Origin of the sequence: Mesorhizobium sp. AD1-1 (genome assembly GCF_020164655.1) — a bacterium.
In the GTDB taxonomy this organism is placed as follows: domain Bacteria; phylum Pseudomonadota; class Alphaproteobacteria; order Rhizobiales; family Rhizobiaceae; genus Mesorhizobium; species Mesorhizobium ciceri.
On record NZ_JAIUGP010000017.1, the window covers coordinates 121,114 to 145,121 of the forward strand.

Genomic DNA, 24,008 nt, shown 5'->3' on the forward strand with positions numbered 1-24,008 from the left:
CATCTCTGCTTGGAGAATGGTCGCCAGATGTGTCAGGGTTCAGCGAAATCGTTTGAAACGCTGAATTCCGGGGCCCCATGGCAATTCTGGCAGCCGTCTACCACCTGACCCATTACAAATACGACCGGCCGGTGGTTCTCGGGCCCCAGATCATCCGGCTGCAGCCGGCGCCGCATTCCCGTACCAAGGTGCTGAGCCATTCGCTCAAGGTCGAGCCGGCGAACCACTTCGTCAATCTGCAGCAGGATCCTTACGGCAATTTCCTCGCCCGCTTCGTCTTTCCGGAGCCAGTGACGGAGTTGAAGATCGAGGTTGACCTCGTCGCCGACATGACGGTCTACAATCCGTTCGATTTCTTCGTCGAGCCGTCGGCCGAGGCGTTTCCGTTCGAGTATCCGGAAGAAATACGCGACGATCTCGCCATCTATCGCACTCCGGAGCCGGCGGGACCGCTGCTGTCGGCGCTGCTGAAGACCATCGATCGCAGCGCTGCCAACACCGTCAATTTCCTGGTCGATCTCAACGCGCGGCTGCAGCGCGAGATCGCCTATATCGTGCGCATGGAAACCGGTGTGTTCTCGCCGGAAGAGACCTTGGCCGCGAAAAAGGGATCGTGCCGGGATTCGAGCTGGCTGCTGGTGCAGATCCTGCGCAATCTCGGCATCGCGGCGCGCTTCGTTTCCGGCTATCTGGTCCAGTTGAAGCCCGATCTGGTGGCGCTGGACGGTCCAGCCGGAACCGCCGTCGACTTCACCGATCTGCATGCGTGGTGCGAGGTCTATCTTCCCGGCGCCGGCTGGATCGGCTTCGATCCGACCTCGGGCCTGCTCACCGGCGAGAGCCATGTGCCGCTGGCCGCCACGCCGCATTTCCGCAACGCGGCCCCGATTTCCGGCATGGCGAGCTTCGCCAATGTCGAATTCGGCTTCGAGATGCGGGTCGACCGCATCGCCGAACATCCGCGCATCACCAAGCCATTTTCGGACGAAAGCTGGCAGGCGCTCGACGCTCTGGGCAACAAGGTCGATAAAGCACTTGCCGCCGGCGACGTGCGGCTGACGATGGGCGGCGAGCCGACTTTCGTGTCGATCGACGATTTCGAGTCGGCCGAATGGAACACCGCCGCCGTCGGTCCCACCAAGCGCGAAAAGGCGGACGAACTGATCCGTAAACTGCGCGAGCGCTTTGCGCCGGGCGGCTTTCTCCATTACGGCCAGGGCAAATGGTACCCGGGCGAAAGCCTGCCGCGCTGGACCTTTTCGCTCTACTGGCGTGCCGACGGCCAGCCGGTGTGGAGCGATCCGTCGCTGATCGCACGCGAAAAGAGCGAGGCCGATATCGGCCCGAAGCAGGCCGAAAGCCTGCTCACCGCGATTGCCGGCGAGCTCGGCATCGACAAAGCCATGGTCAGCGAAGCCTATGAGGATCCGGCCGAATGGCTGCTCAAGGAAGGCAAGCTGCCCGACAATGTCGATCCGTCCAACTCCAGGCTGGAGGATCCGGAAGAACGCAGCCGCATGGCGAAAGTGTTCGAGCGCGGGCTGACCAAACCGTCCGGCTATGTGCTCCCCGTCCAGCGCTGGAACAGCCAGGCATCGGATCCGCGCTGGCGTTCGGAAAAATGGAAGACGCGGCGTGGCCGGCTGTTCCTGGTGCCAGGCGATTCACCGGTCGGCTACCGGCTGCCGCTCGGCACGTTGCCCTATGTGCCGCCGGAGCAATTCCCTTATATCGTGCCGATCGATCCATCACTGCCACGCGGCCCGCTGCCCGCGCGTGAAGCCATACTGGCCGGACCGGCTCCAGCCGAACTGGAAGGCGCCGACGAGATGGCGCGCCGCCAGCAGGCGGCATCGTTCACCGCTGCGACCGGCCAGCAGGAGCGGGTCGAGCAGGAGATCACCGAGATCGGCGGCGCGGTGCGCACCGCACTTTCGGTCGAGCCGCGCGATGGCCGGCTTTGCGTGTTCATGCCGCCGGTCGAGGCGCTGGAAGACTATCTCGAACTGGTCGCGGCGGCCGAGAACGCGGCGAAGGCGATAGGCCTTCCCGTGCACATCGAAGGCTATGGCCCGCCGCACGATCCGCGCCTCAACGTCATCCGCGTCGCGCCTGACCCAGGCGTCATCGAGGTCAACATCCATCCTGCTTCCAACTGGCAGGATTGCGTGGCGACGACGACGGCGATCTACGAGGAGGCGCGGCAGACACGGCTTGGCGCAGACAAGTTCATGATCGATGGCCGCCACACCGGCACCGGCGGCGGCAACCATGTCGTGGTCGGCGGTGCGACACCCAATGACAGCCCGTTCCTGCGAAGGCCGGACCTGCTGAAGAGCCTGGTGCTGCAATGGCAGCGCCATCCGTCGCTGTCCTACCTGTTCTCCGGCCTGTTCATCGGGCCGACCAGCCAGGCGCCACGCTTCGACGAAGCGCGTCACGACTCGCTCTACGAGCTTGAGATCGCTATGGCGCAGGTGCCGCATCCAGACCAGGGCAACGCACCCTTGCCATGGCTGGTCGACCGGCTGTTCCGCAATTTGTTGACCGACGTCACCGGGAATACGCATCGTTCGGAAATCTGCATCGACAAGCTGTTCTCGCCCGACGGACCGACCGGCCGGCTGGGGCTGGTCGAATTCCGCGGCTTCGAGATGCCACCCAATGCGCGCATGAGCCTCGCGCAGCAACTTTTGGTGCGTGCAATCATCGCCCGTGCGTGGAAGAACCCGCTCGACGGCCGCTTCGTGCGATGGGGCACGTCGCTGCATGACCGCTTCATGCTGCCGCATCATGTCTGGGCCGATTTTCTCGACGTGCTCGACGACCTCAAGCTCAACGGTTTTGAGTTCCGTCCCGAATGGTTCGACGCCCAGCTCGAATTCCGCTTTCCGTTCTGCGGCGAGGTTCAGCATGCCGGCATCAAGCTGGAACTGCGCCAGGCGCTGGAACCGTGGCATGTGATGGGCGAGCAAGGCGCGATCGGCGGCACCGTGCGCTTCGTCGATTCCTCGGTCGAACGGCTGCAGGTCAAGACCGAAGGGCTGAACCCGGAGCGCCACGCAGTCGTCTGCAACGGCCGCATCGTGCCGATGAAGGTCACTGACAATCGCGAAGTGGCGGTGGCAGGCGTGCGCTTCAAGGCCTGGCAGCCGGCATCGGGCCTGCATCCGGCGCTGCCGGTCAACACGCCGCTGGTCTTCGACATCTATGATCGCTGGTCGGGCCGAGCGGTCGGCGGCTGCGTCTACCATGTCGCCCATCCCGGCGGGCGCAATTACGACACCTTTCCGGTCAATGGCAACGAGGCGGAAGCTCGGCGGCTCGCCCGCTTCGAACCGCGTGGCCATACGCCATCCGCCTATGTGATCCGTGAAGAACAACCGGCGGAAGATTTCCCGATGACCCTTGACCTTCGGCGGCCGGCAAGACTCTGATCAGCAATGGCAAAGGGGAATCACAAGAGGGGACGCGGCAAGCCGCAGACCCACAGCCTGCTGGAGCACTACCAGCCCATAGACGGCGTCGTCGACGAGATGGTCGATGCATCGGGCAATCCTCGCCCGGCCTGGAAGCATTTTGTCGAGGCGCTCGAGGAACTCGGTGCTGAAAAGCTCGGCCAGCGCTTTGCCCGCGCCGACCAGTATCTGCGCGATGCCGGCGTTTATTACCGCGTCTATGACAAGGCCGGCGCCAATGAACGCGAATGGCCGCTGGCGCATGTCCCGGTTCTCATCGAAGAGAGCGAGTGGGCGGCGATCAGCGCCGGCCTCGTGCAGCGCGCCGAACTGTTCGAGGAAACCATCGCCGATATATACGGGCCGAACCGGCTGGTCGAAAAAGGCATCCTGCCGGCGGGATTGATCGCCGCCAGCCCCGAATATTTACGGCCTGTCGTCGGCACCAAGCCGGCCGGCGGCCACTTCCTGCATTTCTGCGCCTTCGAGCTCGGCCGTGGACCTGACGGCCAGTGGTGGGTGCTTGGCGATCGCACGCAGGCGCCGTCCGGCGCCGGCTTCGCACTGGAAAACCGCGTCGCCACCACACGCGCGCTGTCCGACATCTATGGCGAGATGCATGTGCACCGCCTTGCCGGCTTTTTCCGCCGTTTTCGCGACGCGCTGATCGGCATGGCCAAGGAGACCGACGGCCGCGTCGCCATCCTCACGCCGGGGCCGCTCAACGAAACCTATTACGAACACGCCTACATCGCCCGCTACCTTGGCATCATGCTGCTCGAAGGCGAGGATTTGACCGTTTCAGGCGGCCGGCTCATGGTGCGCACGGTTTCCGGCCTGATGCCGATCAGCGTGTTGTGGCGGCGGCTCGATGCCGCCTTCGCCGACCCGCTCGAACTGCGCCCGGATTCGCAGATCGGCACGCCGGGCCTGGTCGAGGCGATCCGCCAGGGCGCGGTTGCTACCGTCAATGCGCTTGGCTCCGGCCTGATGGAGACGCGTGCGCTGCTCGCCTTCCTGCCCAAGATTTCACGGGCCTTGCGGGGCGAGGAATTGCTGCTGCCAAGCGTCGCGACATGGTGGTGCGGGCAAGCAACCGAACGCGCGCATGTGCTGGCCAACATCGATCGCATGGTGATCGGCCCGGCGCTATCGACGAGACTTGCCTTCGAGGATGACGATTCAACGAAGCTCGGTTCGGCGCTGTCGGCCGGAGAGCGGGCGGAGCTGGTGGCGCGCATCGAACGCGATGGCGGCGATTTTGTCGGCCAGGAAGCGGTGACGCTTTCGACGACGCCCGTCTATGTCGGCGGGTGGCTGGAGCCGCGGCCAGCGAGCCTGCGCGTCTACCTGGCGCGAACGCCGGAGGGCTGGACGGTGATGCCGGGCGGTTTTGCCCGCATCGGCCTGTCGCTCGACCCGACGGCGATCGCCATGCAGCGTGGCGGCCAGGCGGCGGATGTCTGGGTTGTCAGCGACAAACCGGTGGAGCGCGAGACGCTGCTGCCGCAGGAAGGCGACAGTTTCAGCCGCACCAGGCCCGGCAGCCTGCCCAGTCGTGCGGCGGAGAACCTGACCTGGCTCGGCCGCTATATCGAGCGCTCGGAAGACACGGTGCGCATCCTGCGCGCCTACCATGTGCGGCTCGCCGAAACGTCCGACCCGGACATGCCGCTGCTCGCCGACATCAGGGATTATCTCGAACCTTTCGGCATCGACGTCGAGACGGCGATCCCGTCAGGGCTGATCGGCACGCTGGATAGCGCGGTCTACAGCGCCGGGCAGATTCGCGACCGCTTCTCGCCCGATGGCTGGCTGGCGCTGAAGGACCTGTCGAAAACCATCCATCAGTTCGCAACGACGGTCGCGCCCGGCGACGACGCGACCCGGGCGATGACAGTCATCCTGCGTAAGCTCGCCGGCTTTTCCGGCCTGCTGCACGAAAACATGTACCGCTTCGCCGGTTGGCGCTTCCTCGAGATCGGCCGCCGGCTGGAGCGCGGCATCCAGATCTCCCGCACGCTGTCGCGGCTGACCAGCGCCAAGGCGCCGGACGGCGCGCTCGACATGATGCTGGAGATCGGCGACAGCGTGATGACCCATCGCCGCCAATATCCGGTGCAGGCCGGCCGGCGCACGGTGATCGACCTGCTGGCGCTCGATCCGCTTAACCCGCGCTCCATCCTGTTCCAGCTCGAAAGGCTGAAGGCCGAAATCGGCCTGTTGCCGTCGCTCGGCGGGGAGGGGCAAATGTCGCCGGCGGCGAAGGAAATCCTGCAGCTCAACACCCAGATCGCCATCAAGGAGCCTTCGGATATGACGGCAAAGGCGCTGGACGAGCTCGCCCACGAAATCGGCGGCCTCTACAACAGCCTCGCCAAAGCCTATTTCGGATAAATCATGCTCTACGATATCAGGCTTCATCTCCACTATGATTACGCTTCCGCTGCCGGCGGCGGTCGTCATCAGGTGCGCGTGCTGCCGTCGACGATATCAGGCGCGCAGCGCGTCATCGCCGCATCACTGTCCTTTGCGCCGGCGCCCAACGAGCGTTCCGACTTTTCCGATTTCTTCGGCAACAACGTCACCTCGATCGCCTTTCGCGACGCGCATGATGCGCTCGACATCAGGATGAGCGCCCGCGTATCGGTGTCTCGGCCCGAGCCCGGGCTCGACGTGTCGCCCGATATCGCCCGGCTCAGGCAGGAGCTCGCCGCGGTGCGGTCTCTGGCACCCGATGCACCGCACCATTTCCTGACGGCCAGCACCCATGCCGGCATCGACGATGCGATCACTGCCTACGCACGCAGCAGCATCGCCGGTTCCGCCGCCAGCACGGCCATGAATCTGTGCCATCGCATTCATCGTGATTTCACCTATGACGGCGAGGCGACGACGGTGCGGACCCGGGCCAGCGATGCCTTCAGGCTGAAGCGCGGTGTCTGCCAGGACTTTTCGCATATCATGATCGCCGGCCTGCGCGGGCTCGGCATTCCCGCTGGCTATGTCAGCGGCTTCCTGCGCACCATCCCGCCGAAGGGCAAGCCCCGGCTGGAAGGCGCCGATGCCATGCATGCCTGGGTCAAGGCCTGGTGCGGGCGCGACGCAGGCTGGCAGGAATTCGATCCGACCAACGGCATGCGGGCCAGCAACGACCATATCACCGTCGGCTACGGCCGCGACTATTCGGACGTGGCGCCGATCGTCGGCGTGCTCAAGACCACGGGGGGACAGGTCGGCGAGCAGGCTGTCGACGTCATTCCGGTTGTGCTCGAGAAAGCCTGAAGGCAGGCTCGACACCGTTTTCGGACGGCGCGTGGAACCAGCGGTCGGCCAGTGGCTTATCTACGGAATTCGCGTGGAGCCGACATGTTGCAGAAATCCGGAATGTCGCCCGGCCGACCGGCTGGCGAGGACGCTGTATCGCCAGATGGCGTGTTCAAAAACGGGGCACAAAGCTCGGCCGATCATGCGTCGCTTAGTTATGTCAGCGATGCCGAGCCTGGTATCCGGCGGCTGAAGACAGGCAAGGGGTTTTCCTACAAGGGACCGGACGGACGGACGGTTTCGGACGCCACCAAGGCCCGCATCGAGGCGATCGTCATTCCGCCGGCCTGGACGGATGTGTGGATTTCGCCCGACGCGGACGGCCATATCCAGGCAACCGGCAGGGACCAGCGGGGACGCAAGCAATATCGTTATCATCCGCAATGGGCCGAAGAGCGCGATGGTGCCAAATATTCGAGCCTTGTCGCATTCGCCGAGAGCCTGCCGGACCTGCGGCACAGGGTCGATAGCGATCTGCGCCGTCGTGGCTTGCCGTTCGAGCGGGTCGTCGCCGCGGTTGTCTGGCTGCTCGACAACACGATGATCCGCGTCGGCAATGCCGCCTACGCCCGCGACAACAAGAGTTTCGGGCTGACCACGTTGCGCGACCGGCATGTCGATATTGTCGGTTCAAGCCTGCGCTTTGCCTTCAAGGGCAAGTCGGGCAAGGAGTGGAAGCTGAAGCTGGCCGACCGCCGCATCGCCAGGATTGTGCGTGGCGCGCAGGACCTGCCAGGCCAGAAGCTGTTCCAGTATCTCGATGAGGACGGCGACAGGCGGCCGGTCCGCTCCGAGGACGTCAACCGCTATATCCGTGAGGCGGTCGGTGACGCCTTCAGTTCGAAGCATTTCCGCACCTGGGGCGGCACCATTCACGCCGCGTCGTTGTTTGCGCAAACGGAACTGCCGCAAAGCCAGGCGCAGCGAAACAGGGCGATGAACAGCGTCATCGACAAGGTTGCCGAACGGCTGGGCAATACGCGTGCCGTCTGCCGCAAATGCTATATCCATCCGCGGGTCTTCGAAGCGTGGTCCGAGGGACGGTTGCTGGATGAAATGGCGCAGGCCAACAAGCGCAAACGGGCGATTGCCGGTCTCGATGACGAGGAAGCTCTCGTGCTGCGATGGCTGAAACTGGGAGAAAGCTGACCGACGCGGCCGACGGTGGCCAAATCCGTCACATCTGGATTTTTTTATCGACGTCATGTCGGGATCGGTCTTACTGTTTCGTCCTTTGACAGAGAAAAGGACCAGCCATGCTCTACGCAATCCTCTGCTATGCCTCCGAAGATGTCGTCTGCTCCTGGAGCAAGGCACAGGACGACGAGGTCATGGCCAATCTCCTCGACGTTCAGGACAAGTACGCCAAGGCTGGTCGGCTCGGCCCGGTGGCACGGCTTCTGCCGACCACGGCCGCGACGACGTTGAGGAAGGTCAAAGGCGAATCGGTCGTCATCGACGGGCCGTTCGCCGAGACCAAGGAACAGTTTCTCGGCTTCTACACGCTCGAATGCGCCGATCTGGACGAGGCGGTGGAGTTCGCCCGCGAACTTTCCGAGGTCAACCCGAGCGGCGGCTCCTATGAAATCCGGCCGGTTTCGGTCTTCAACCCAACAACGGTTTCCGCATGACCGAAATGGCCTGGATCAGCTCCGCGATCAGCGCCGCCCGCCCGCAGGCGATGGGCGCGCTGCTGCGTTATTTCCGCGATCTCGATACGGCGGAGGAAGCTTTCCAGGACGCGTGCCTCAGGGCGTTGAAGAACTGGCCGCAGAACGGGCCGCCGCGCGACCCGGCGGCCTGGCTGATCTTCGTCGGCCGCAACAGCGGCATCGATGCGGTGCGCAAGCGCGCCAAGCAGGCGCCGATGCCGGAGGAAGACCAGGTTTCCGATCTGGAAGACGCCGAGAGCGATATCGCCGAGCGGCTGGACGGGGCACACTACCGTGACGACATATTGCGGCTGCTGTTCATCTGCTGCCATCCCGATCTGCCGGCAACGCAGCAGATCGCGGTGGCGCTGCGCATCGTCTCCGGTCTCACCGTCAAGCAGATCGCGCGCGCCTTCCTGGTTGGCGAAAGCGCCATGGAGCAGCGCATCACTCGCGCCAAGGCGCGCATTGCGGACGCCGGCGTGCCGTTCGAGACGCTTGGCGCGGTCGAGCGCTCGGAACGGCTCGCCGCCGTCGCAGCCATGGTCTACCTGGTCTTCAACGAGGGCTATTCGACCAACAGCGGCGAGGCGCCGGCGCGCGCGCCGCTGTGCGAGGAGGCGATCCGACTGGCACGGCTGTTGCTGCGGCTGTTCCAGACCGAGCCGGAGATCATGGGGCTGACGGCGCTGTTGCTTCTGCAGCATGCGCGCGCACCGGCCCGTTTCGACGAGAGCGGCGAGATCGTGCTGCTCGAAGACCAGGATCGCAGCCTGTGGAGCCGCAAGATGATCGATGAGGGGCTGGCACTGGTCGACAAGGCGCTGCGCCATCGCAAGCCCGGCCCTTACCAGGTGCAGGCGGCGATTGCCGCGCTGCATGCGCGGGCCGAAAAGGCCGAGGATACCGACTGGAACGAGATCGACCTGCTCTACCGCTTGCTGGAGCAGATGCAGCCGTCGCCGGTGGTCACGCTCAACCGGGCCGTCGCGGTCTCGAAGGTGCGTGGACCGGGGGAGGCGCTGGCCATGATCGAGCCGCTGGAAGAACGGCTTTCCGGCTATTTCCACTTTTTCGGGCTCAAGGGGGGCCTCTTGATGCAGCTCGACCGGGGCGACGAGGCGCGCGTCGCCTTCGACCGCGCCATAGCACTTGCGAACACGGCGGCAGAGGCTGCCCATATCCGCATGCATATCGACCGGTTGATCAAGGACGGTGCGGTGCGCCCGCCGGCGAAAAAGGCAAACTGAGCGTCACCTCCCCATCTGGCTCAATCGTGTAGTTTGGGCTTGGACCATGCCGGGGTGGCGATTTTCCCCTGAAACGAGTAATGCCACGCCATGACTGCGCCTGAAGTGCCTTTCGGCACACGGGCGACACGGCGAAGGCTTAACCCAGCGCCATATGATGGCGACGGGATCTGAAAGGGACAAGAATGACGATAGGCAAGGAAACGACCGAACTGCTGGCGAAACTGGGCGTGGCCAAGGAAGCGCTCGTCGGCGGCGACCTGATCGTGCGCAGCCCGGTGACGGGCGAGCAGATCGCGGCGCTGAAGACGATCTCACCGGCTGACGCGGCCAAGGTGATCGATGCCGCGCACAAGGCCTTCCAGGCCTGGCGCATGGTGCCGGGCCCGCGGCGTGGCGAACTGGTGCGGCTGCTCGGCGAGGAACTGCGCGCGCACAAGGCCGAGCTTGGCCGGCTGGTTTCGATCGAGGTCGGCAAGATCCCGTCCGAGGGGCTCGGCGAAGTGCAGGAGATGATCGACATCTGCGATTTCGCCGTAGGCCTGTCCCGGCAATTGTACGGCCTGACCATCGCCACCGAGCGCCCGGGCCATCGGATGATGGAAACCTGGCATCCGCTCGGCGTCGTCGGCGTCATTTCCGCCTTCAATTTCCCGGTCGCTGTGTGGTCCTGGAATGCCGCCCTGGCGCTTGTTTGCGGCGACGCGGTGGTGTGGAAGCCGTCGGAAAAGACGCCGCTGACCGCACTTGCCTGCGAGGCCATCTTCAAGCGTGCGGTCAAGCGCTTCGGCGCGGACGCACCTGATGGCCTGGCGCCGGTGCTGATCGGTGACCGCGCCGTCGGCGAGATCCTGGTGGATCACCCCAAAGTGCCGTTGGTTTCGGCGACCGGCTCGACCCGCATGGGCCGCGACGTCGGCCCGCGGCTGGCCAAGCGCTTTGCCCGCGCAGTGCTCGAACTCGGCGGCAACAATGCCGGCATCGTCTGCCCGAGCGCCGATCTCGACATGGCGCTGCGCGCGATTGCCTTTGGAGCAATGGGCACGGCGGGCCAGCGCTGCACGACGCTGCGGCGCCTGTTCGTGCATGACAGCGTCTACGACGCCCTGGTTCCGCGCCTCAAGAAGGCTTACGAGAGTGTGTCTGTCGGCAATCCGCTGGAGACCTCCTCGCTGGTCGGGCCACTGATCGACAAGGCGGCATACGAGGCCATGCAGAAGGCGCTGAAGGAAGCCGCCGCCCATGGCGGCAAGGTGACCGGCGGCACGCGGGTCGAGAACGGGCACCCGGATGCCTATTACGTGCACCCGGCGCTGGTCGAGATGCCCAAGCAGGTGGCCCCTGTCACGGAAGAGACCTTCGCGCCGATCCTCTATGTGATGAAATATTCGGATTTCGACGCCGTGCTCGACGAGCACAATGCCGTGGGCGCAGGCCTGTCGTCGTCGATCTTCACCCGCGACCTGCAGGAATCCGAGCGTTTCCTGGGTGTCGACGGATCGGATTGCGGCATTGCCAATGTCAACATCGGTACGTCGGGCGCCGAGATCGGCGGTGCCTTTGGCGGCGAAAAGGAAACCGGCGGCGGCCGCGAGAGCGGCTCCGACGCATGGAAGGCCTATATGCGGCGCGCCACCAACACGGTGAACTATTCCAAGGCGCTACCGCTCGCCCAGGGCGTGTCGTTCGACATCGACTGAGAACTTCGGGATTTTGATCGCCCGCATTGAAAGGCATCCCCGTTACGGGCCGCACCGATCAGCTTCCAGCCGGCGGAAAACAGGCATTGAAAGCGGTGTCAACGATGGCCAGTTTGGCCGCCTGGACTGTCATGTATTCCTGGTAGAATGTATTCGACACCCACATCACCGAATGGCCGCGCTGGCCGAGCCAGCCGATGCTGCCGAGATTCTCGGCAGCGCGCAGCTTGCGGGCCAGATGGGTCCGCGAGAGCTTGAGCCATTTGGCGAAATCTCCGATCGAAACCACGCTGGTCGGAATCTGGTCCAAGCCGGCGTGATCGGGGTCGATGCCTGACATCAGCCAGTCCATGACGATGCCGCCATTGTTGAGCCAGATGAACAGCGAAAAGGTCTGGTTGGGTTCGCGCACCGGCTTGGAGGCAAGCAGGCCGTCCGCCACCAGAGGCTGCAGCCCGGCAACCATCTCGGGGTGTTCGAGGAACCTGGTCAAGCGGTCAGCGCCGTCGAGGCGATCCAGCGTCCGCAGATGGGCAAGGACCCAGCCGGTAAAGGTCTGCACGGTTGCCGCCGTCGGCTGCAAAGGGTGCGTACGGCCGTCGCCACCCGACACATACTCGGCGATGTGGTAGTGCAGCATCTCCTTGATGAAAGCGTCCGCCGTGTTGCGGCTGGCGACCGCATGCTGGTGCACGAACTCGATGAACCGCGATACCGTCAGTTCCTTGCGGCGGTCGTGCGGATCGCGCCTGAAATGCATGGCGAGGCCGACATGACCCATTAGCCAACGCTGCTGCGTGGCGAAAATGGAAGCCAGGCGAGGGCTCTCCTCATAGATTCGGATCAGCGCCAGGGACTGTTCCTGAACGTAGCGATGCAACGCCGGATGGCCGGCAATATCTTCCAATTTCAGCGCCATCCTCCTGGTGTTCCGGTTCAACTCCAAAAGCCGAGTTGCGCTCCACATTTTTCAGCCTTCCACGGCTGTGTCCAGAGGCACCAAATGCGAAGAGCAAGCCCAACCCGAACACGGGTCGGGCAACGACCGGTCCATGGTGGGATCGGCTAGCCGATTGCCATGCCCTGGGAAGCGCGCCGGTGATCTGCGGCTTGACGAGGATGGTGGAGAGTGAGTTACCGGGCCAAGCGCAATCGCGACAAGATCAGCCAGGTAATCCAGCTGCGCGAACCGCGCCGCGCGTCAGTCGTCTGCAGTAGCGTTTCCAACTGGTCGATGGCGGCATCTCTCGCCACCATACGCGACCAAACCGACCGGCTTTGGCCGGCCGGTTGGTTCGATCAGGATCAGCCGCAGACGCGGACCTCTTCGATCACCCTGTGGTGGTGGCGCCAGTGCTTGACCAGTTCGATATGGCAGCGATGATGCCGGTGGTGGCGGCGATATTCGCCGTACCGGTATTCGCCATCGTCATACTGAACGTTCCGGTCGCCATCATACTGATTGTCGGAATAGCGATCGCGGTGATGACGGCGAATAACGATCCCACTGTCGGAATCGTCATCCGGCAGATATCTGTCGTCGTCGGACTGGATGGTCACGCTTGCCGCTCGCGTCGGCGCAGTGATCGCCGCTGTCGCGGCCAATGCCAACAGGGAAGCCAGAATCAACTTCTTCATCTCGTCCTCCTACACGTTCAAGACATGGTAACTCGCGGAAGAACTGGGCGTTCCGACTAATTTTACACTCTTTGCGACGCGGGAGACATCAAGGCGTTATCGTCCACCCGCTCCAGGCGCACGAAAGCCGTCAGCGGCAGGTGGTCGGAGGCAACGCGTGAAAGCGGCGTGTCATGCGCGTCGATGGCGGCAATCATGCCATGCCGGTTGGCCATGATCCGGTCGAGCGCCAGCAGCGGCAGGTTCGACGGGAAGGTGGGGACCGCCGGCGGCTGCGGGCCGAACGTCGCATGCAGCGTGTTGAGAGCGGAGCGGTTGCCAAGCCGCCATTCGTTGAGGTCGCCGAGCAGCAGGGTCGGTCTTTCGTCCGGGCTGTTCATCAGGTCGAGCACGACGCGCGCCTGCTGGGAGCGGGAGCGGCGCAGCAGGCCAAGATGGGCGGCGATGATGCGCAGCGTCCGGCTTCCATCGAGGTCGATCTCCGCCACCACCGCGCCGCGCGGCTCCAGCCCCGGAAGCTTGATCTGGTGCACGTCGCGAACGACGCCCTTCTTGAACAGCAAGACGTTGCCATGCCAGCCATGGCCCTTGCCGGTAGCGGAAATCGGCACCGGAACCAGTCCGGTTTCCCGTTCGAGCCGCGGCAGGTCGAGAAGACCATCACGGTCGCCGAAGCGGTTGTCGGCTTCCTGCAGGGCAATGACATCCGGATCGATTTCGCGGATGACGCGGATGGTCCGGTCCGGATCGAACTTCCTGTCGACGCCGATGCATTTATGGACATTGTAGGAGGCAACCAGCGTGCCGGTGGTGGCTGTCGTCTTGAGTGCGGCGGCGTTAGCTTTCTGCATCCGGCGGTCACGAAGGGACAGAAGCATGCTTGCCGGGAGGCTGCGTCCAATTCTGTGCATCTGTGCTGCTCGTTCTCGCTGGCTTCAATTCAGAAGCCGGATTCAGTCAAAATAGGCAATTTCGGCGTATGTTCCATGACAGACGAGTTCCTCAAGCGCACCTCCGCCTTAGAGATAGGGTGAACCGAGCCACAATGCCCGGTCGAACAGCCTGATTAGGAACGGCCGGGCTCGCAAGGCTTCCAGCGTTACCGGCACGGCGGAGGCGATCGCCGACCCGATCCGCGCCTCGATCTCGCTGGCAAAGCCGGCATCGAGCACCTCCAAGTCGATCTCGAAATTGAGCCGCAGCGATCGGGCGTCAAGATTGGAAGATCCGACATAGGCCCACACGCCGTCGATCGAAAGCAGCTTCGAATGGTCGAATGGTCCCTCGGTTCGCCAGACACGGCAATAGTGTTTGAGCACCTGATCGAACTGCGCCATCATCGCGCGGTCGACGAGGAAGAGATTGTTCACCGCCGGCACCACGATGTCTATCTCGACCCCGCGCCTGCCGGCGGTGATCAGGGCGCTGATCAGTTCCCGATCCGGCAGGAAATAGGGCGACATCACGCGTATGGACTTGCGGGCGACCGAGAACGCACCGATCAGCAGCTTGTGGTTGGTCTCGTTGCTGGCATCCGGGCCGGAAGCGACTGCCCGCACCATCATCGGTGCGCCTGGCGATGGCGACAGCGGGGCAATGCGCCAGGCGTCGCCCTTCAGCGCCTCGTTGGTGGCGAAGCGCCAGTCTTCGGCGGCGACCGAAAAGAGGTCGGCGACGATCGGGCCGGTCACCCGGAAATGTGTGTCCCTGGCGCTGTTGGAGCCGGCGAATTCGGCGGAGAAGCCTTTTCGGATGTTCATGCCGCCGGTGAAGGCGGCGATGCCGTCGACCACCAGGATCTTCCGGTGGGTCCTCAGATTGGCGTAGGGCAGGCGCAGGCCCATGACGATGTTGCCGTTGAAGACATCGGCGGGGATGTTGGCCTCGCGCAAATGCCCCAGGATGCTCGGCACCGAGTAGCGGGCGCCGACGGCATCGATCAGCACGCGGACGGTGACGCCGCGCCGGACGGCGCCGGCCAGCGCCTCGACGAAGAGCAGGCCGACGGCGTCATTGTCGAAAATATAGGTCTCGAGCAGGACGCTGCGCTCGGCGCCGTCGATCGCCGCGCACATGGCGGCATAGGCCTCGTCGCCGGTCTCCAGCACATCGATTGCGTTTCCAGGGTTGAGCGCGCGCCGCGCCACCCTGTCGCCGAGTGTCCGCAAGCCCGTGAACCGTTGCCCGTATCGCTCGACGATCAGGGCCTCTTCGACAGCGACGTCGCGCTCATGCTTGGCGGACACCACGCCGTCGGCAAACGGGCGCTGGGCGGTGATCGTGGCACGGCGGATGCGATTGATGCCGGCGACGGCGTAGATCAGCACGCCGAGGATCGGGGACAGCACCATCACGCCGACCCAGCCGGTGGCGGCGCGCACATCTTCCTTGGTCATGACGGCATGGACGATGCCGACCGTCGCCATCGCCACGGAGATGATCGCCAGAATTTGCGGCCAGTGAGTCGCCAGGGTCGCCAACATGCCGAGACTATCCAGCGAGCGGTTGCAGAAGGCAATGCGGCCGGTCCTGCCGCGCATTCGCCGGATGGTGGCATGCGGCCCTGGCCGAAGGTTTCGACCAGCCGCAGAGATTGATGGGTAGAAGCTTCCCGACGGACCCTGTTCAGAAGGACAAACCTGACCTAGCGGAAGCATAGAGCCTGGCATCATCCTGTTCTGCTCAGAGCCTCCGAAGCCTCTTATGCTTTGGTGCGACCTCTATTGTATATCAGGATGAATGAACTTAATGATATGAACACTTTGATTGATGGCGAGGGGGGCGCCTAACGATGAAATTCAACTTCGATGAACCTCCCGGCGATGACGTAGTTGCCGACACGTCGGCAGAATGCCAACGCCAATTGCTGCCTCTCGTCCGCGAGATCGTCCAGGCGGCCGTCGCTGCCGGATGGAGCGAGGAGGACGTTCTTCTGGGGTTTGTCGAACTTGCATGGGATTTGTATGAGAATCGTCGCGACGATCTGCAATGACCGGTAGCCAATCTCGTAGCTCTGCATTGCTGGCGGTGTCGCGGCTTTTGCGTCGGCAGCTTTTCGCGATAGGAATTTTTTCTTGACACGGTGATCTCAGCTAAGGTATATATTCGTGCATGGTGCTGATTTGCGCCAGTGACCCGCCGAGCAGGCGGGTTTTTCGTTTGATGCTCCGTCAGCCAATGCGCCGAAGGGTCCAGAGGGACCTGTTGACCCGTAGTCGCGACCTAAAGGCCTGGGTTCCTCGCCCCGAGGGCTTTTATCCCGAACAAAATTTTTTGTTTGCGTACGGATGTTATTCACTATCCGCAGCATGTGCGTTACGTTGGATCCGGGTCGGGCTAAGGGGGATTTCAGGCGGCAGACAAGCGGCTGAGGCCAGGCAATGGAAAATACGGACGATGCTCGGGAAGGCGGCAATTCCCAGGGCGTCAATCGAGAACGGACAGCTCGATATGTCCTGGACATAATCCCTGAAAGCGCAGGCCCCTGGAGGGCCACCGCGGCGCGGAGTGTCATAGACTCCGCCCGCGATCTCGTCTCGCAGACATTCCCGGCCAAAGAGCATTCCACTGGAATTGCGCTGCGGCCCGCACGCCGATCGAGAGCCTTGCTCGGCAGCGACCGGATCACGCGGTACGATACGCCGACCGGATGTCGCGTCGTCAATCCGGCGGGTGTGGATAGCAAGCCGGCCTGGTCCCTGACCCGGGAGAACGCCGTCGTTTCCATCGCTCCCGAAGCGCTGGCGCAATTGGCCGTGCATGAATTCGATCTCGCCGAACTCGATCCGCCTGCTTTCGGCACGGTCGACCCGGCCGATCTGCTGCGCACCCACCCAGGCCGCAACAGGCGCCTTGCGGCGTTTTCCAGAATACATCTTGCTGCAAATCCGCCCCAAGCTCCGCAGGAATCGTCTGGAATGTCATGCAGTCCGCGCGTTGTACGCCGTCCGGCCGGAACGTTCTCATGAATGGGGTTGGCGATGCCGGTCGGCTTCGATCAATCACGAATTGTTTTTCAGGGGAACGCGGAAGGAAGCCTAGGGTTGAACCTCATCTGGGACGAATCAGGAGGGCGAAAAATGCCGGGTGATGATGGTGTCCCCGGAGCGGTTTCCGGAACCAATCCGCGACAACCGACGCTCAACGCAAAAGGCGGGCTTTCCGTGCGCAGCACGCGCCGCGTGCAGGAATTCCTGAACGAGAACTTCACGCGCAAGCTTGCGCTTGCCGAGATGGCCGCGGTTTGCGGTCTTTCACCCTATCACTTCATGCGGGCTTTCTCGAAGACGTTCGGGGTGCCGCCGCATCAATACGTCCTCGACTTGCGGCTGGACCTCGCCGAAAGGCTGCTTGCCGACAGCCGCATGACCATCACGGATATCGCTCATTCCTGCGGATTTTCGAGCCAGAGCCATTTTACCACCGCCATGAAGAAATACCGGCAGGTAACGCCGCTGCAGCTACGGGTCGGCAAGCTTAAACGCCAAGGTTAGATGAGACGGAGCTTATGGACTTGCTCGTTTACTTGGTTCTAAAGCGTTGGCAGAGGTAACGAGCCGTTAACCTATGCCGGTTTGCTCCGATCTTTTCTCACAAGACAGCAATATCGTGAAATACCGCGGGCAGGAATCATGTCTTCCTGCGATCGAGCGGAATTGTCAGACATTTCGTGCCGGCCAGCGGAGAGGGACCATGACCGACAATCAGATTTCGAACGGCTCGCTTCTTGTTCAGCGTCGCGCGGCGCATTTCGCCAAGCACTGGATCGCGAATGCCGATGCTCGCTCCCGCTCGGTTCGCCGCCGCCTGATGGCGGTGTTGCGGATGGCGCATCGTGCGCTCGGCATGGGGCGCAAGCGCCTGGGGCTGGGAACGCTGGGCGTCGGCGGGATGTCGGCGGCGGCCGCAACCCTGGGCGCCTTCGCGATCGGCATGGCCGCGACGCCGGCTCTGGCACAATATCAAGCCGGTGGTGGGTCCGCGACCGCGCCTGAGGCCGTAGCGATCGGAAATGGCTCAACCGCCAGCCTTAACTGGGCGGTAGCGCTCGGCTTCCAAGCCCAATCAACGGCTCAATACTCGATCGCAATCGGCCGGACTGCGTCGGCCATGGGCACTGGCGGCGCGGTGGCGATCGGGTCCGGCACGATCTCGAACAACATCAATACGGTAGCGATCGGTGTTGCCGCCAGTGCCACTGGAGCCGGGGCTAGCGCGCTGGGCACCAACGCCAACGCTTCGGGCGGGAATTCCACCGCAGTCGGCGTCTCGGCTACAGCCAACAACAACTATGCGTTTGCCGCCGGCTACGGATCCGTAGCCAGCGGGCTGCGCAGCACTGCGATTGGACAGTTCGCAGCGGCGTCCGGGCTGGATACTGTTGCACAAGGCACCAGCACTGTTGCTAGCCAGCAGAACGCCGTCGCCGTCGGCTTCCAGGCGACCGCAACCGCGATAAACGCCGTCTATCTCGGCTCGCGCACCGCCGCCGGAACGGGAGCGCTGGCCCAGAGCGCCATCGGCATCGGCACCGATGTTACAGCTTCTCAGGTTGATGCCACTGCGATCGGACGCCAAAGTAAGGCAACGGGGACGGGCGCCACGGCGATGGGTCGGAACGCCAGCGCCTGGGGCAACCAGTCCATCGCATTCGGCCTGGGTGCGCAGGCGGGCGTGCAAGCCAATACGGCCCTGCCCAACAGCATCGCCATCGGCACCAATTCGCTCTCTTCCGGCGCTTTCGCCACTGCCGTGGGCGCTACCACGGTTGCGAGTGGCGACGCCAGCACGGCGGTTGGCAATACGGCCGTTGCCAGCGGCGCAAACGCCTCCTCGCTCGGATCCGGGGCGAATGCGGCAGGAGACAATTCTCTCGCTGCTGGTGTCAATGCCAGTTCCGGCGGTGTCGGCAGCACCGCACTCGGCATTGGCACCTCGGCTGGCGGCGCCAGCTCGGCCGCCGTCGGCTTCCAGGCCCAAGCCACAGCGGCTAATGCAGTCGCCATTGGTCCCCAGGCAAATGCAACGGCGCAAAACTCGGCAGCACTCGGCAACGTCGCCGTGGCTTCAGGCAATTTCGCGCTGGCCATGGGTAATTCGGCCACGTCGAGCGGCGTAGGCTCGGTCGCTGCCGGTTCGGGAGCCAAGGCCACTGACGTCTCGGCCACGGCGCTCGGCAACAACGCCGCCGCGACCGCCGCGAGCGCGAGCGCGCTGGGCCTGGGCGCCACGGCAAGCGGCATAAACAGCACCGCGGTTGGTAAGTCGGCCAATGCGAGCGCGCAGGACGCCATCGCCATGGGCACGAGCGCCAAGGCCGATTCCGCCGAGGCGGTGGCCATGGGCACCAATGCGGTGGCGACCGGCGGCAAGGCGGTCTCGATCGGGTCCGGCAACACCGCCTTTGGCGACGGCGCCGTCTCTATCGGCGATCCGAGCTACGCCAGCGGTACCGGCGCCTTCACCGGCGGCGCCAACAACATCGCCAACAGCGATGGCACGGCAACCGCCACCGCGGCCAATATGGCCAACGGCGCTGTCGCCATCGGCAACAGCAACAAGGCGATCGGGCAAGGCTCGGTGGCGCTGGGCAACGGCTCGACGGCGGGCGCGGCCGGCCTCGCCGGGAACGTCGCACTGGGCGATGGCGCGACGGCGGCGGCAAGCTCCGGCGATGTCGCGCTTGGTTCGGGCTCGGTCACCACTACGGCGGTCGGCACGGCCAGCGGTGTGGTCAACGGAACGACCTACGCCTTCCAGGGCACCAATCCGACCTCGACGGTCAGCATCGGTGCACCCGGCGCCGAACGCACCATCACCAACGTCGCTGCTGGGCGGATCAGTTCAACATCGACCGACGCGATCAATGGCTCGCAGCTCGCCGCCACCAACCAGGCGGTGGACGCCATCGGCGCCGTCGTCAACAATCTCAACGTCGGCGGCGGCATCAAATATTTCCACGCCAACTCGACGGCGGCGGACTCCTCGGCCACTGGTACGGACTCGGTCGCCATCGGACCCGTCGCGACCGCGACGGGGACGAACGCCATCGCGGCCGGCGTCAATTCGAGCGCCTCCGACGCCAACGCCTCGGCCATCGGCAGTGGCGCCGTCGCGTCGGCGCTCGACGCAACGGCACTGGGGTACATCTCCAAGGCCTCGGGCCAATACAGCACCGCCATTGGCGCCAACGCCACCGCCACAGCCACGTCCAGCACGGCGATCGGCCAGAACTCGCTTGCGGCTGGCGTTCAGGCGACTGCTGTTGGTGTAGGCGCCAATGCCGTCGCCCAGAACGCGCTCGCGCTGGGCGCCGGCTCTGCTGCTGGCAATGCGGGCGACGTGGCGCTCGGCTCAGGCAGTGTCACCGACGTCGCCGTCGGCACGCCCAGCACCGTGATCAATGGCACCACCTACGCCTTCCAGGGCACCAACCCGACCTCGACGGTCAGCGTCGGCGCGGTCGGCGCCGAACGCACCATCACCAACGTCGCCGCCGGACGGATCAGTTCGACGTCGACCGATGCCATCAACGGTTCGCAGCTCGCCGCCACCAACCAGGCCGTCGACGCCATCGGCACCACGCTCAGCACCATCGGCGGTTCCGTCACCAATCTCGGCAACACGTTCAACAACATCGCCGGCGACACCTCGACGGCCTATACCGATGCCAACGGCATAGGCATCCGCTACGCCCGCACCAACGAGGCCGGGCTGGCGCAGACCGATTCCTTCGCCCAAGGCGTCGGGTCCACAGCGGTCGGTTACAATGCGACCGCGACCGGCATCAGCGCGCTGTCGCTCGGCCGCGACAGCAAGGCCAGCACCGACGGCAGCGTGGCGCTGGGCTCGGGTTCGATCTCCGATCGCGCGATCGCTCCGGCCACCGGCCAGATCGCGGCCGGTCCGTCCAACTTCATCCAGTACAACACGAGCGACAAGACGCTGCTCGGCGCCGTTTCGGTCGGCGATGTCAACTCCTACCGGCAGATCACCAACGTGGCCGACGGCACGCAGGACCAAGACGCAGTGACGGTGCGCCAGCTCGCCGGCGCCATCGCTGCCGTATCGGTTACCTCGACGAAATACTTCCACGCCAATTCGGCGGCGGGCGACTCGCTCGCGGTCGGCGCGGAATCGGTCGCGGTCGGCCCGACGACTGTCGTCAACGGCGACAATGGCATCGGCATCGGCAATGGCGCCATCGTCGACCTGACAGCGCCCGGCGGAACGGCCATCGGCCAGAACGCCCATGTGTTGCTGGCCGACGGCCTGGCGCTCGGCACCAATTCGCTGGCGTCCGGTGTCCAGTCGGTGGCGCTCGGCGCCGGCGCCCAGAGCACCTTCATCAACAGCGTGGCGCTCGGTGCGCAATCCATCACCACGGTCGGCGCGCAGGCCGGCTACACGGCCTTCGCGCTCGCCGGTCCGCAGACCTCGGTCGGCGAGGTGTCGATCGGCGCCGCCGGGGCCGAACGCAAGCTGACCAATGTCGCGGCGGGCTCGGCCGACACCGACGGCGTCAACGTCTCGCAGTTGCGCGGCGTGACGAAAAACGTCACCGACCTGTTCGGCGGCGTTACCACGATCAATCCCGACGGCTCGATCACCGGCCCGACCTACACTATCCAGGGCAACAACTACTCGACCGTCTATGACGGCCTGACGGCCGTCGACAATGCCCTGACCACCATCAGCAATGGCGGCGGCATCAAATACTTCCACGCCAATTCGACGCTGGCCGACAGCATCGCCGGCGGCACCAACGCGGTGGCGATCGGGCCGGAAAGCGTGGCGAGCGGCGCCGAGAGCGTGGCTGCGGGCCATGGCTCGACGGCTACCGGGGCGGGCGCCGTCGCGCTCGGCCAGGGTGCGCATGCCAACAACGCCAACGATGTGGCGCTCGGCTCCGGCTCGGTGACGCAGACAGCCGTCGGCACCTCCAGCACCGTCATCGGCGGCAAGACCTACACCTTCGCCGGAACGACTCCGACCGGAACCGTCAGCGTCGGCGATGCCGGCGCCGAGCGGACGATCACCAACGTCGCCGCCGGGCGCGTCGATGCCGGCAGCACGGATGCGATCAACGGCTCGCAGCTCTACGCCACCAACACGGCGATCGAGGATTTGAAAGCCGGCGTCGGAAACCTCACCCAGAACGCGGTGACCTATGACGCCCCGGGCGGCGTCAAGTCGAACACCATCACGCTGCAGGGTGGCGACGTCAACGCGCCGGTCGTCATCTCCAATGTCGGCCCCGGCGTCAAAGGGACCGATGCGGTCAATGTCGACCAGATGAACCAGGGCCTGACCGCCGGCAAGAGCTATACGGACAACCGCGTGGCTTACGCTATCGATACGTCCAACGACTACACCGACAAGGTAGCCGCCACGACCCTGCAGCAGGCCAACGACTATACCGACCAGAAGCTCGGCCAGCTCAATTCGGACATCAACGGCATCCGCGACGAGGCCCGGCAGGCGGCCGCGATAGGTCTCGCCGCCGCCTCGCTGCGCTACGACGACCGGCCCGGAAAGCTGAGCGTCGCGGCGGGTGGCGGCCTCTGGCGCGACGCAGGCGCCTTCGCCTTCGGTGCGGGCTACACCAGCGAGGACGGCCGCATCCGCGGCAATCTGTCGGGCACGGCAGCGGGTGGGCATGTCGGCGTCGGCGCCGGCATCAGCTTCACCTTGAACTGAGGCAGGGATGAAAGGACTTGTTGCCCTGACCTGCCTGGCGCTTTGCGGCGGCCTCGTGCCGGCCGCCGGGCAGGTCGCGTCGACCTACAGGATCAAGCCTTCGGACGTGGTGCTCCCGCCCGAGGTGAAGCTCGGAGACTACCAGCGCACCATACGCCCATTCGACAACTGGACGCTGATCTGCGACGAGAACCTCAAAGCCCGCAAGAAGGTCTGCAACGTCTCGCAGATCATCGAGGACGCGTCCGGCAAGATGGCCTTCAGCTGGTCGCTTGCCGCCACCCAGGACGGCAAGCCGTACATGATCCTGCGCACCGCCCCGAACGCCAGGAGCGATGGCCTGGTGTCCGTGAAATTCGATGGACAGAAGCAGCCGATCGACGTGCAGCTGAACGGCTGCAACGAAATGGTCTGTGTCGGCATGTTGCCGGTCGGCCCCGTCATGCGCCGGCAGATATCGCAGAACGCGACGCCGGCGATCTCCTACTCGACGGTCGATGGGCAGACGATCACCGTTACCGCAACGCTCAAGGGGCTGTCAGACGCCCTTTCACCACTCAAATAACCGAGGCGCCACCATGAGCCAGCAGGACCAGTTCACGTCCGCCAAACGCACTCCGAGCGTCGAGGCGGATCGGCAGAGGCGGGCCGAGCCCCCAAGGCGGCGCTGGCCACGCCTGGCCGGATATTCATTGCTGGGATTGGTCGTGGCGGGGCTTGGCTTCGCCGCCGGGAATTACGCCGCGGTCGCCAATCTGGTCGGCGGCGCGACGGCCGCACCTGCAGCAACAGCGGCGGCCCCCGTGCTTCCGGACACGCCCTTCCTCGAGCATGTCAAGCAGGCCGGTGTGCAGGCCTGCTCGACCGTCTATCCAGTGCTCGGACAGATCCTGACGACCGGCACGAAATACAGCGTCAAATCCCTGTGGAACGACCAGGCCGCCGACAAGCACGCCATCCAGGCCTTTGTCGGCATGGACTATGCGTCGGAACGCTATAGCGGACCGGCCGCCGGCATCGTCTTCGCATCGCCCACCGCCACGGGTTGCGAAGGGGCGATGGTGCGGGTGGCGCCATTCGCCAGCCCGTGCGCCGACATCGCATCCATCCTGCCGCAGGGCAGCAAGATCACCGACCATCTCGGGCAGGTCGAGGTCTACGAGCTCGGCGGCAATGCCGGTGAAGCGCTTCTCCTGCCGACGGGCAAAAGCTGTGTGGTGATCTCCCTTGCTTCGGCGGCGAAGTAGGACGCGAAGCGAGTGAGGTCAAAGAAAGGATGCCGAC

Annotated in this window: 17 protein-coding genes; 13 read left to right on the forward strand and 4 right to left on the reverse strand. The window is 64.5% G+C overall.

The window, feature by feature from the left end; translation table 11 throughout:
- Positions 1 to 77: 77 nt before the first annotated feature.
- From LB519_RS26535 to LB519_RS26565, 7 genes are all read left to right on the forward strand, one after another.
- Positions 78 to 3,437: a DUF2126 domain-containing protein gene (locus LB519_RS26535; RefSeq protein ID WP_224621564.1), complete on the forward strand. Its 3,360-nt coding sequence runs from the start codon at positions 78 to 80 to the stop codon at positions 3,435 to 3,437.
- Positions 3,438 to 3,443: 6 nt separating this feature from the next.
- Complete coding sequence (locus LB519_RS26540) at positions 3,444 to 5,855, forward strand: circularly permuted type 2 ATP-grasp protein (RefSeq protein ID WP_063173000.1); 2,412 nt, start codon at positions 3,444 to 3,446, stop codon at positions 5,853 to 5,855.
- 3 nt (positions 5,856 to 5,858) lie between these two features.
- Positions 5,859 to 6,743: a transglutaminase N-terminal domain-containing protein gene (locus tag LB519_RS26545; protein ID WP_224621565.1), complete on the forward strand. Its 885-nt coding sequence runs from the start codon at positions 5,859 to 5,861 to the stop codon at positions 6,741 to 6,743.
- Between the two features lie 84 nt (positions 6,744 to 6,827).
- Entirely contained in the window at positions 6,828 to 7,934 is a 1,107-nt protein-coding gene (locus LB519_RS26550; protein ID WP_063168907.1) for a DNA topoisomerase IB, read from the forward strand.
- A 107-nt stretch (positions 7,935 to 8,041) separates the two neighbouring features.
- On the forward strand, positions 8,042 to 8,416 hold the full coding sequence (locus tag LB519_RS26555) for a YciI family protein (protein WP_013529829.1): 375 nt from the start codon (positions 8,042 to 8,044) through the stop codon (positions 8,414 to 8,416).
- Entirely contained in the window at positions 8,413 to 9,687 is a 1,275-nt protein-coding gene (locus LB519_RS26560; protein ID WP_224621566.1) for an RNA polymerase sigma factor, read from the forward strand. Before LB519_RS26555 ends, LB519_RS26560 begins: the two co-directional genes overlap by 4 nt.
- A 185-nt stretch (positions 9,688 to 9,872) precedes the next feature.
- Complete coding sequence (locus LB519_RS26565; protein ID WP_027161453.1) at positions 9,873 to 11,387, forward strand: aldehyde dehydrogenase family protein; 1,515 nt, start codon at positions 9,873 to 9,875, stop codon at positions 11,385 to 11,387.
- Positions 11,388 to 11,445: 58 nt separating this feature from the next.
- Here the strand turns inward: LB519_RS26565 and LB519_RS26570 are convergent, their stop codons facing one another.
- The 4 genes from LB519_RS26570 to LB519_RS26585 form a co-directional block, all read right to left on the reverse strand.
- Positions 11,446 to 12,306 carry a hypothetical protein gene (locus tag LB519_RS26570; protein ID WP_164919874.1) on the reverse strand — a complete coding sequence of 287 codons (861 nt, stop codon included), beginning with the start codon at positions 12,304 to 12,306 and terminating at the stop codon, positions 11,446 to 11,448.
- 386 nt (positions 12,307 to 12,692) lie between these two features.
- Positions 12,693 to 13,025, reverse strand: a complete 333-nt coding sequence (locus LB519_RS26575; RefSeq protein ID WP_024502663.1) for a hypothetical protein — start codon at positions 13,023 to 13,025, stop codon at positions 12,693 to 12,695.
- 62 nt (positions 13,026 to 13,087) lie between these two features.
- Entirely contained in the window at positions 13,088 to 13,936 is an 849-nt protein-coding gene (locus tag LB519_RS26580) for an endonuclease/exonuclease/phosphatase family protein (protein ID WP_013529834.1), read from the reverse strand.
- Positions 13,937 to 14,044: 108 nt separating this feature from the next.
- Entirely contained in the window at positions 14,045 to 15,508 is a 1,464-nt protein-coding gene (locus LB519_RS26585; protein WP_063173789.1) for a phospholipase D-like domain-containing protein, read from the reverse strand.
- A gap of 308 nt (positions 15,509 to 15,816) precedes the next feature.
- On the opposite strand from LB519_RS26585, the gene LB519_RS26590 reads away from it, so the two are divergent.
- The 6 genes from LB519_RS26590 (at position 15,817) to LB519_RS26615 (ending at position 23,971) form a co-directional block, all read left to right on the forward strand.
- Positions 15,817 to 16,017 carry a hypothetical protein gene (locus tag LB519_RS26590; RefSeq protein ID WP_013529836.1) on the forward strand — a complete coding sequence of 67 codons (201 nt, stop codon included), beginning with the start codon at positions 15,817 to 15,819 and terminating at the stop codon, positions 16,015 to 16,017.
- A gap of 388 nt (positions 16,018 to 16,405) precedes the next feature.
- A complete protein-coding gene (locus LB519_RS26595) occupies positions 16,406 to 16,993 on the forward strand; it encodes a hypothetical protein (protein WP_224621567.1) in 588 nt (195 codons plus the stop codon).
- 12 nt (positions 16,994 to 17,005) lie between these two features.
- Entirely contained in the window at positions 17,006 to 17,518 is a 513-nt protein-coding gene (locus LB519_RS26600) for a helix-turn-helix transcriptional regulator (RefSeq protein ID WP_224621568.1), read from the forward strand.
- Between the two features lie 199 nt (positions 17,519 to 17,717).
- Positions 17,718 to 22,724, forward strand: coding sequence for a beta strand repeat-containing protein (locus LB519_RS26605; protein WP_224621569.1), 5,007 nt, complete (start codon positions 17,718 to 17,720; stop codon positions 22,722 to 22,724).
- 7 nt (positions 22,725 to 22,731) lie between these two features.
- Positions 22,732 to 23,289: an invasion associated locus B family protein gene (locus LB519_RS26610; RefSeq protein ID WP_013529840.1), complete on the forward strand. Its 558-nt coding sequence runs from the start codon at positions 22,732 to 22,734 to the stop codon at positions 23,287 to 23,289.
- Between the two features lie 13 nt (positions 23,290 to 23,302).
- A complete protein-coding gene (locus tag LB519_RS26615) occupies positions 23,303 to 23,971 on the forward strand; it encodes a hypothetical protein (RefSeq protein WP_224621570.1) in 669 nt (222 codons plus the stop codon).
- Positions 23,972 to 24,008 lie beyond the last annotated feature (37 nt).

Excerpts from the sequence above, each read along its gene's own strand:
- LB519_RS26610 (WP_013529840.1), top strand. The coding sequence starts at position 22,732 with ATGAAAGGACTTGTTGCCCTGACCTGCCTGGCGCTTTGCGGCGGCCTC.
- LB519_RS26540 (WP_063173000.1), top strand. The coding sequence starts at position 3,444 with ATGGCAAAGGGGAATCACAAGAGGGGACGCGGCAAGCCGCAGACCCAC.
- LB519_RS26585 (WP_063173789.1), bottom strand. The coding sequence starts at position 15,508 with ATGTTGGCGACCCTGGCGACTCACTGGCCGCAAATTCTGGCGATCATC.
- LB519_RS26565 (WP_027161453.1), top strand. The coding sequence starts at position 9,873 with ATGACGATAGGCAAGGAAACGACCGAACTGCTGGCGAAACTGGGCGTG.
- LB519_RS26555 (WP_013529829.1), top strand. The coding sequence starts at position 8,042 with ATGCTCTACGCAATCCTCTGCTATGCCTCCGAAGATGTCGTCTGCTCC.
- LB519_RS26605 (WP_224621569.1), top strand. The coding sequence starts at position 17,718 with ATGACCGACAATCAGATTTCGAACGGCTCGCTTCTTGTTCAGCGTCGC.
- LB519_RS26535 (WP_224621564.1), top strand. The coding sequence starts at position 78 with ATGGCAATTCTGGCAGCCGTCTACCACCTGACCCATTACAAATACGAC.
- LB519_RS26545 (WP_224621565.1), top strand. The coding sequence starts at position 5,859 with ATGCTCTACGATATCAGGCTTCATCTCCACTATGATTACGCTTCCGCT.
- LB519_RS26580 (WP_013529834.1), bottom strand. The coding sequence starts at position 13,936 with ATGCACAGAATTGGACGCAGCCTCCCGGCAAGCATGCTTCTGTCCCTT.
- LB519_RS26560 (WP_224621566.1), top strand. The coding sequence starts at position 8,413 with ATGACCGAAATGGCCTGGATCAGCTCCGCGATCAGCGCCGCCCGCCCG.
- LB519_RS26570 (WP_164919874.1), bottom strand. The coding sequence starts at position 12,306 with ATGGCGCTGAAATTGGAAGATATTGCCGGCCATCCGGCGTTGCATCGC.
- LB519_RS26600 (WP_224621568.1), top strand. The coding sequence starts at position 17,006 with ATGCCGGTCGGCTTCGATCAATCACGAATTGTTTTTCAGGGGAACGCG.
- LB519_RS26590 (WP_013529836.1), top strand. The coding sequence starts at position 15,817 with ATGAAATTCAACTTCGATGAACCTCCCGGCGATGACGTAGTTGCCGAC.
- LB519_RS26615 (WP_224621570.1), top strand. The coding sequence starts at position 23,303 with ATGAGCCAGCAGGACCAGTTCACGTCCGCCAAACGCACTCCGAGCGTC.
- LB519_RS26550 (WP_063168907.1), top strand. The coding sequence starts at position 6,828 with ATGTTGCAGAAATCCGGAATGTCGCCCGGCCGACCGGCTGGCGAGGAC.
- LB519_RS26595 (WP_224621567.1), top strand. The coding sequence starts at position 16,406 with ATGGAAAATACGGACGATGCTCGGGAAGGCGGCAATTCCCAGGGCGTC.
- LB519_RS26575 (WP_024502663.1), bottom strand. The coding sequence starts at position 13,025 with ATGAAGAAGTTGATTCTGGCTTCCCTGTTGGCATTGGCCGCGACAGCG.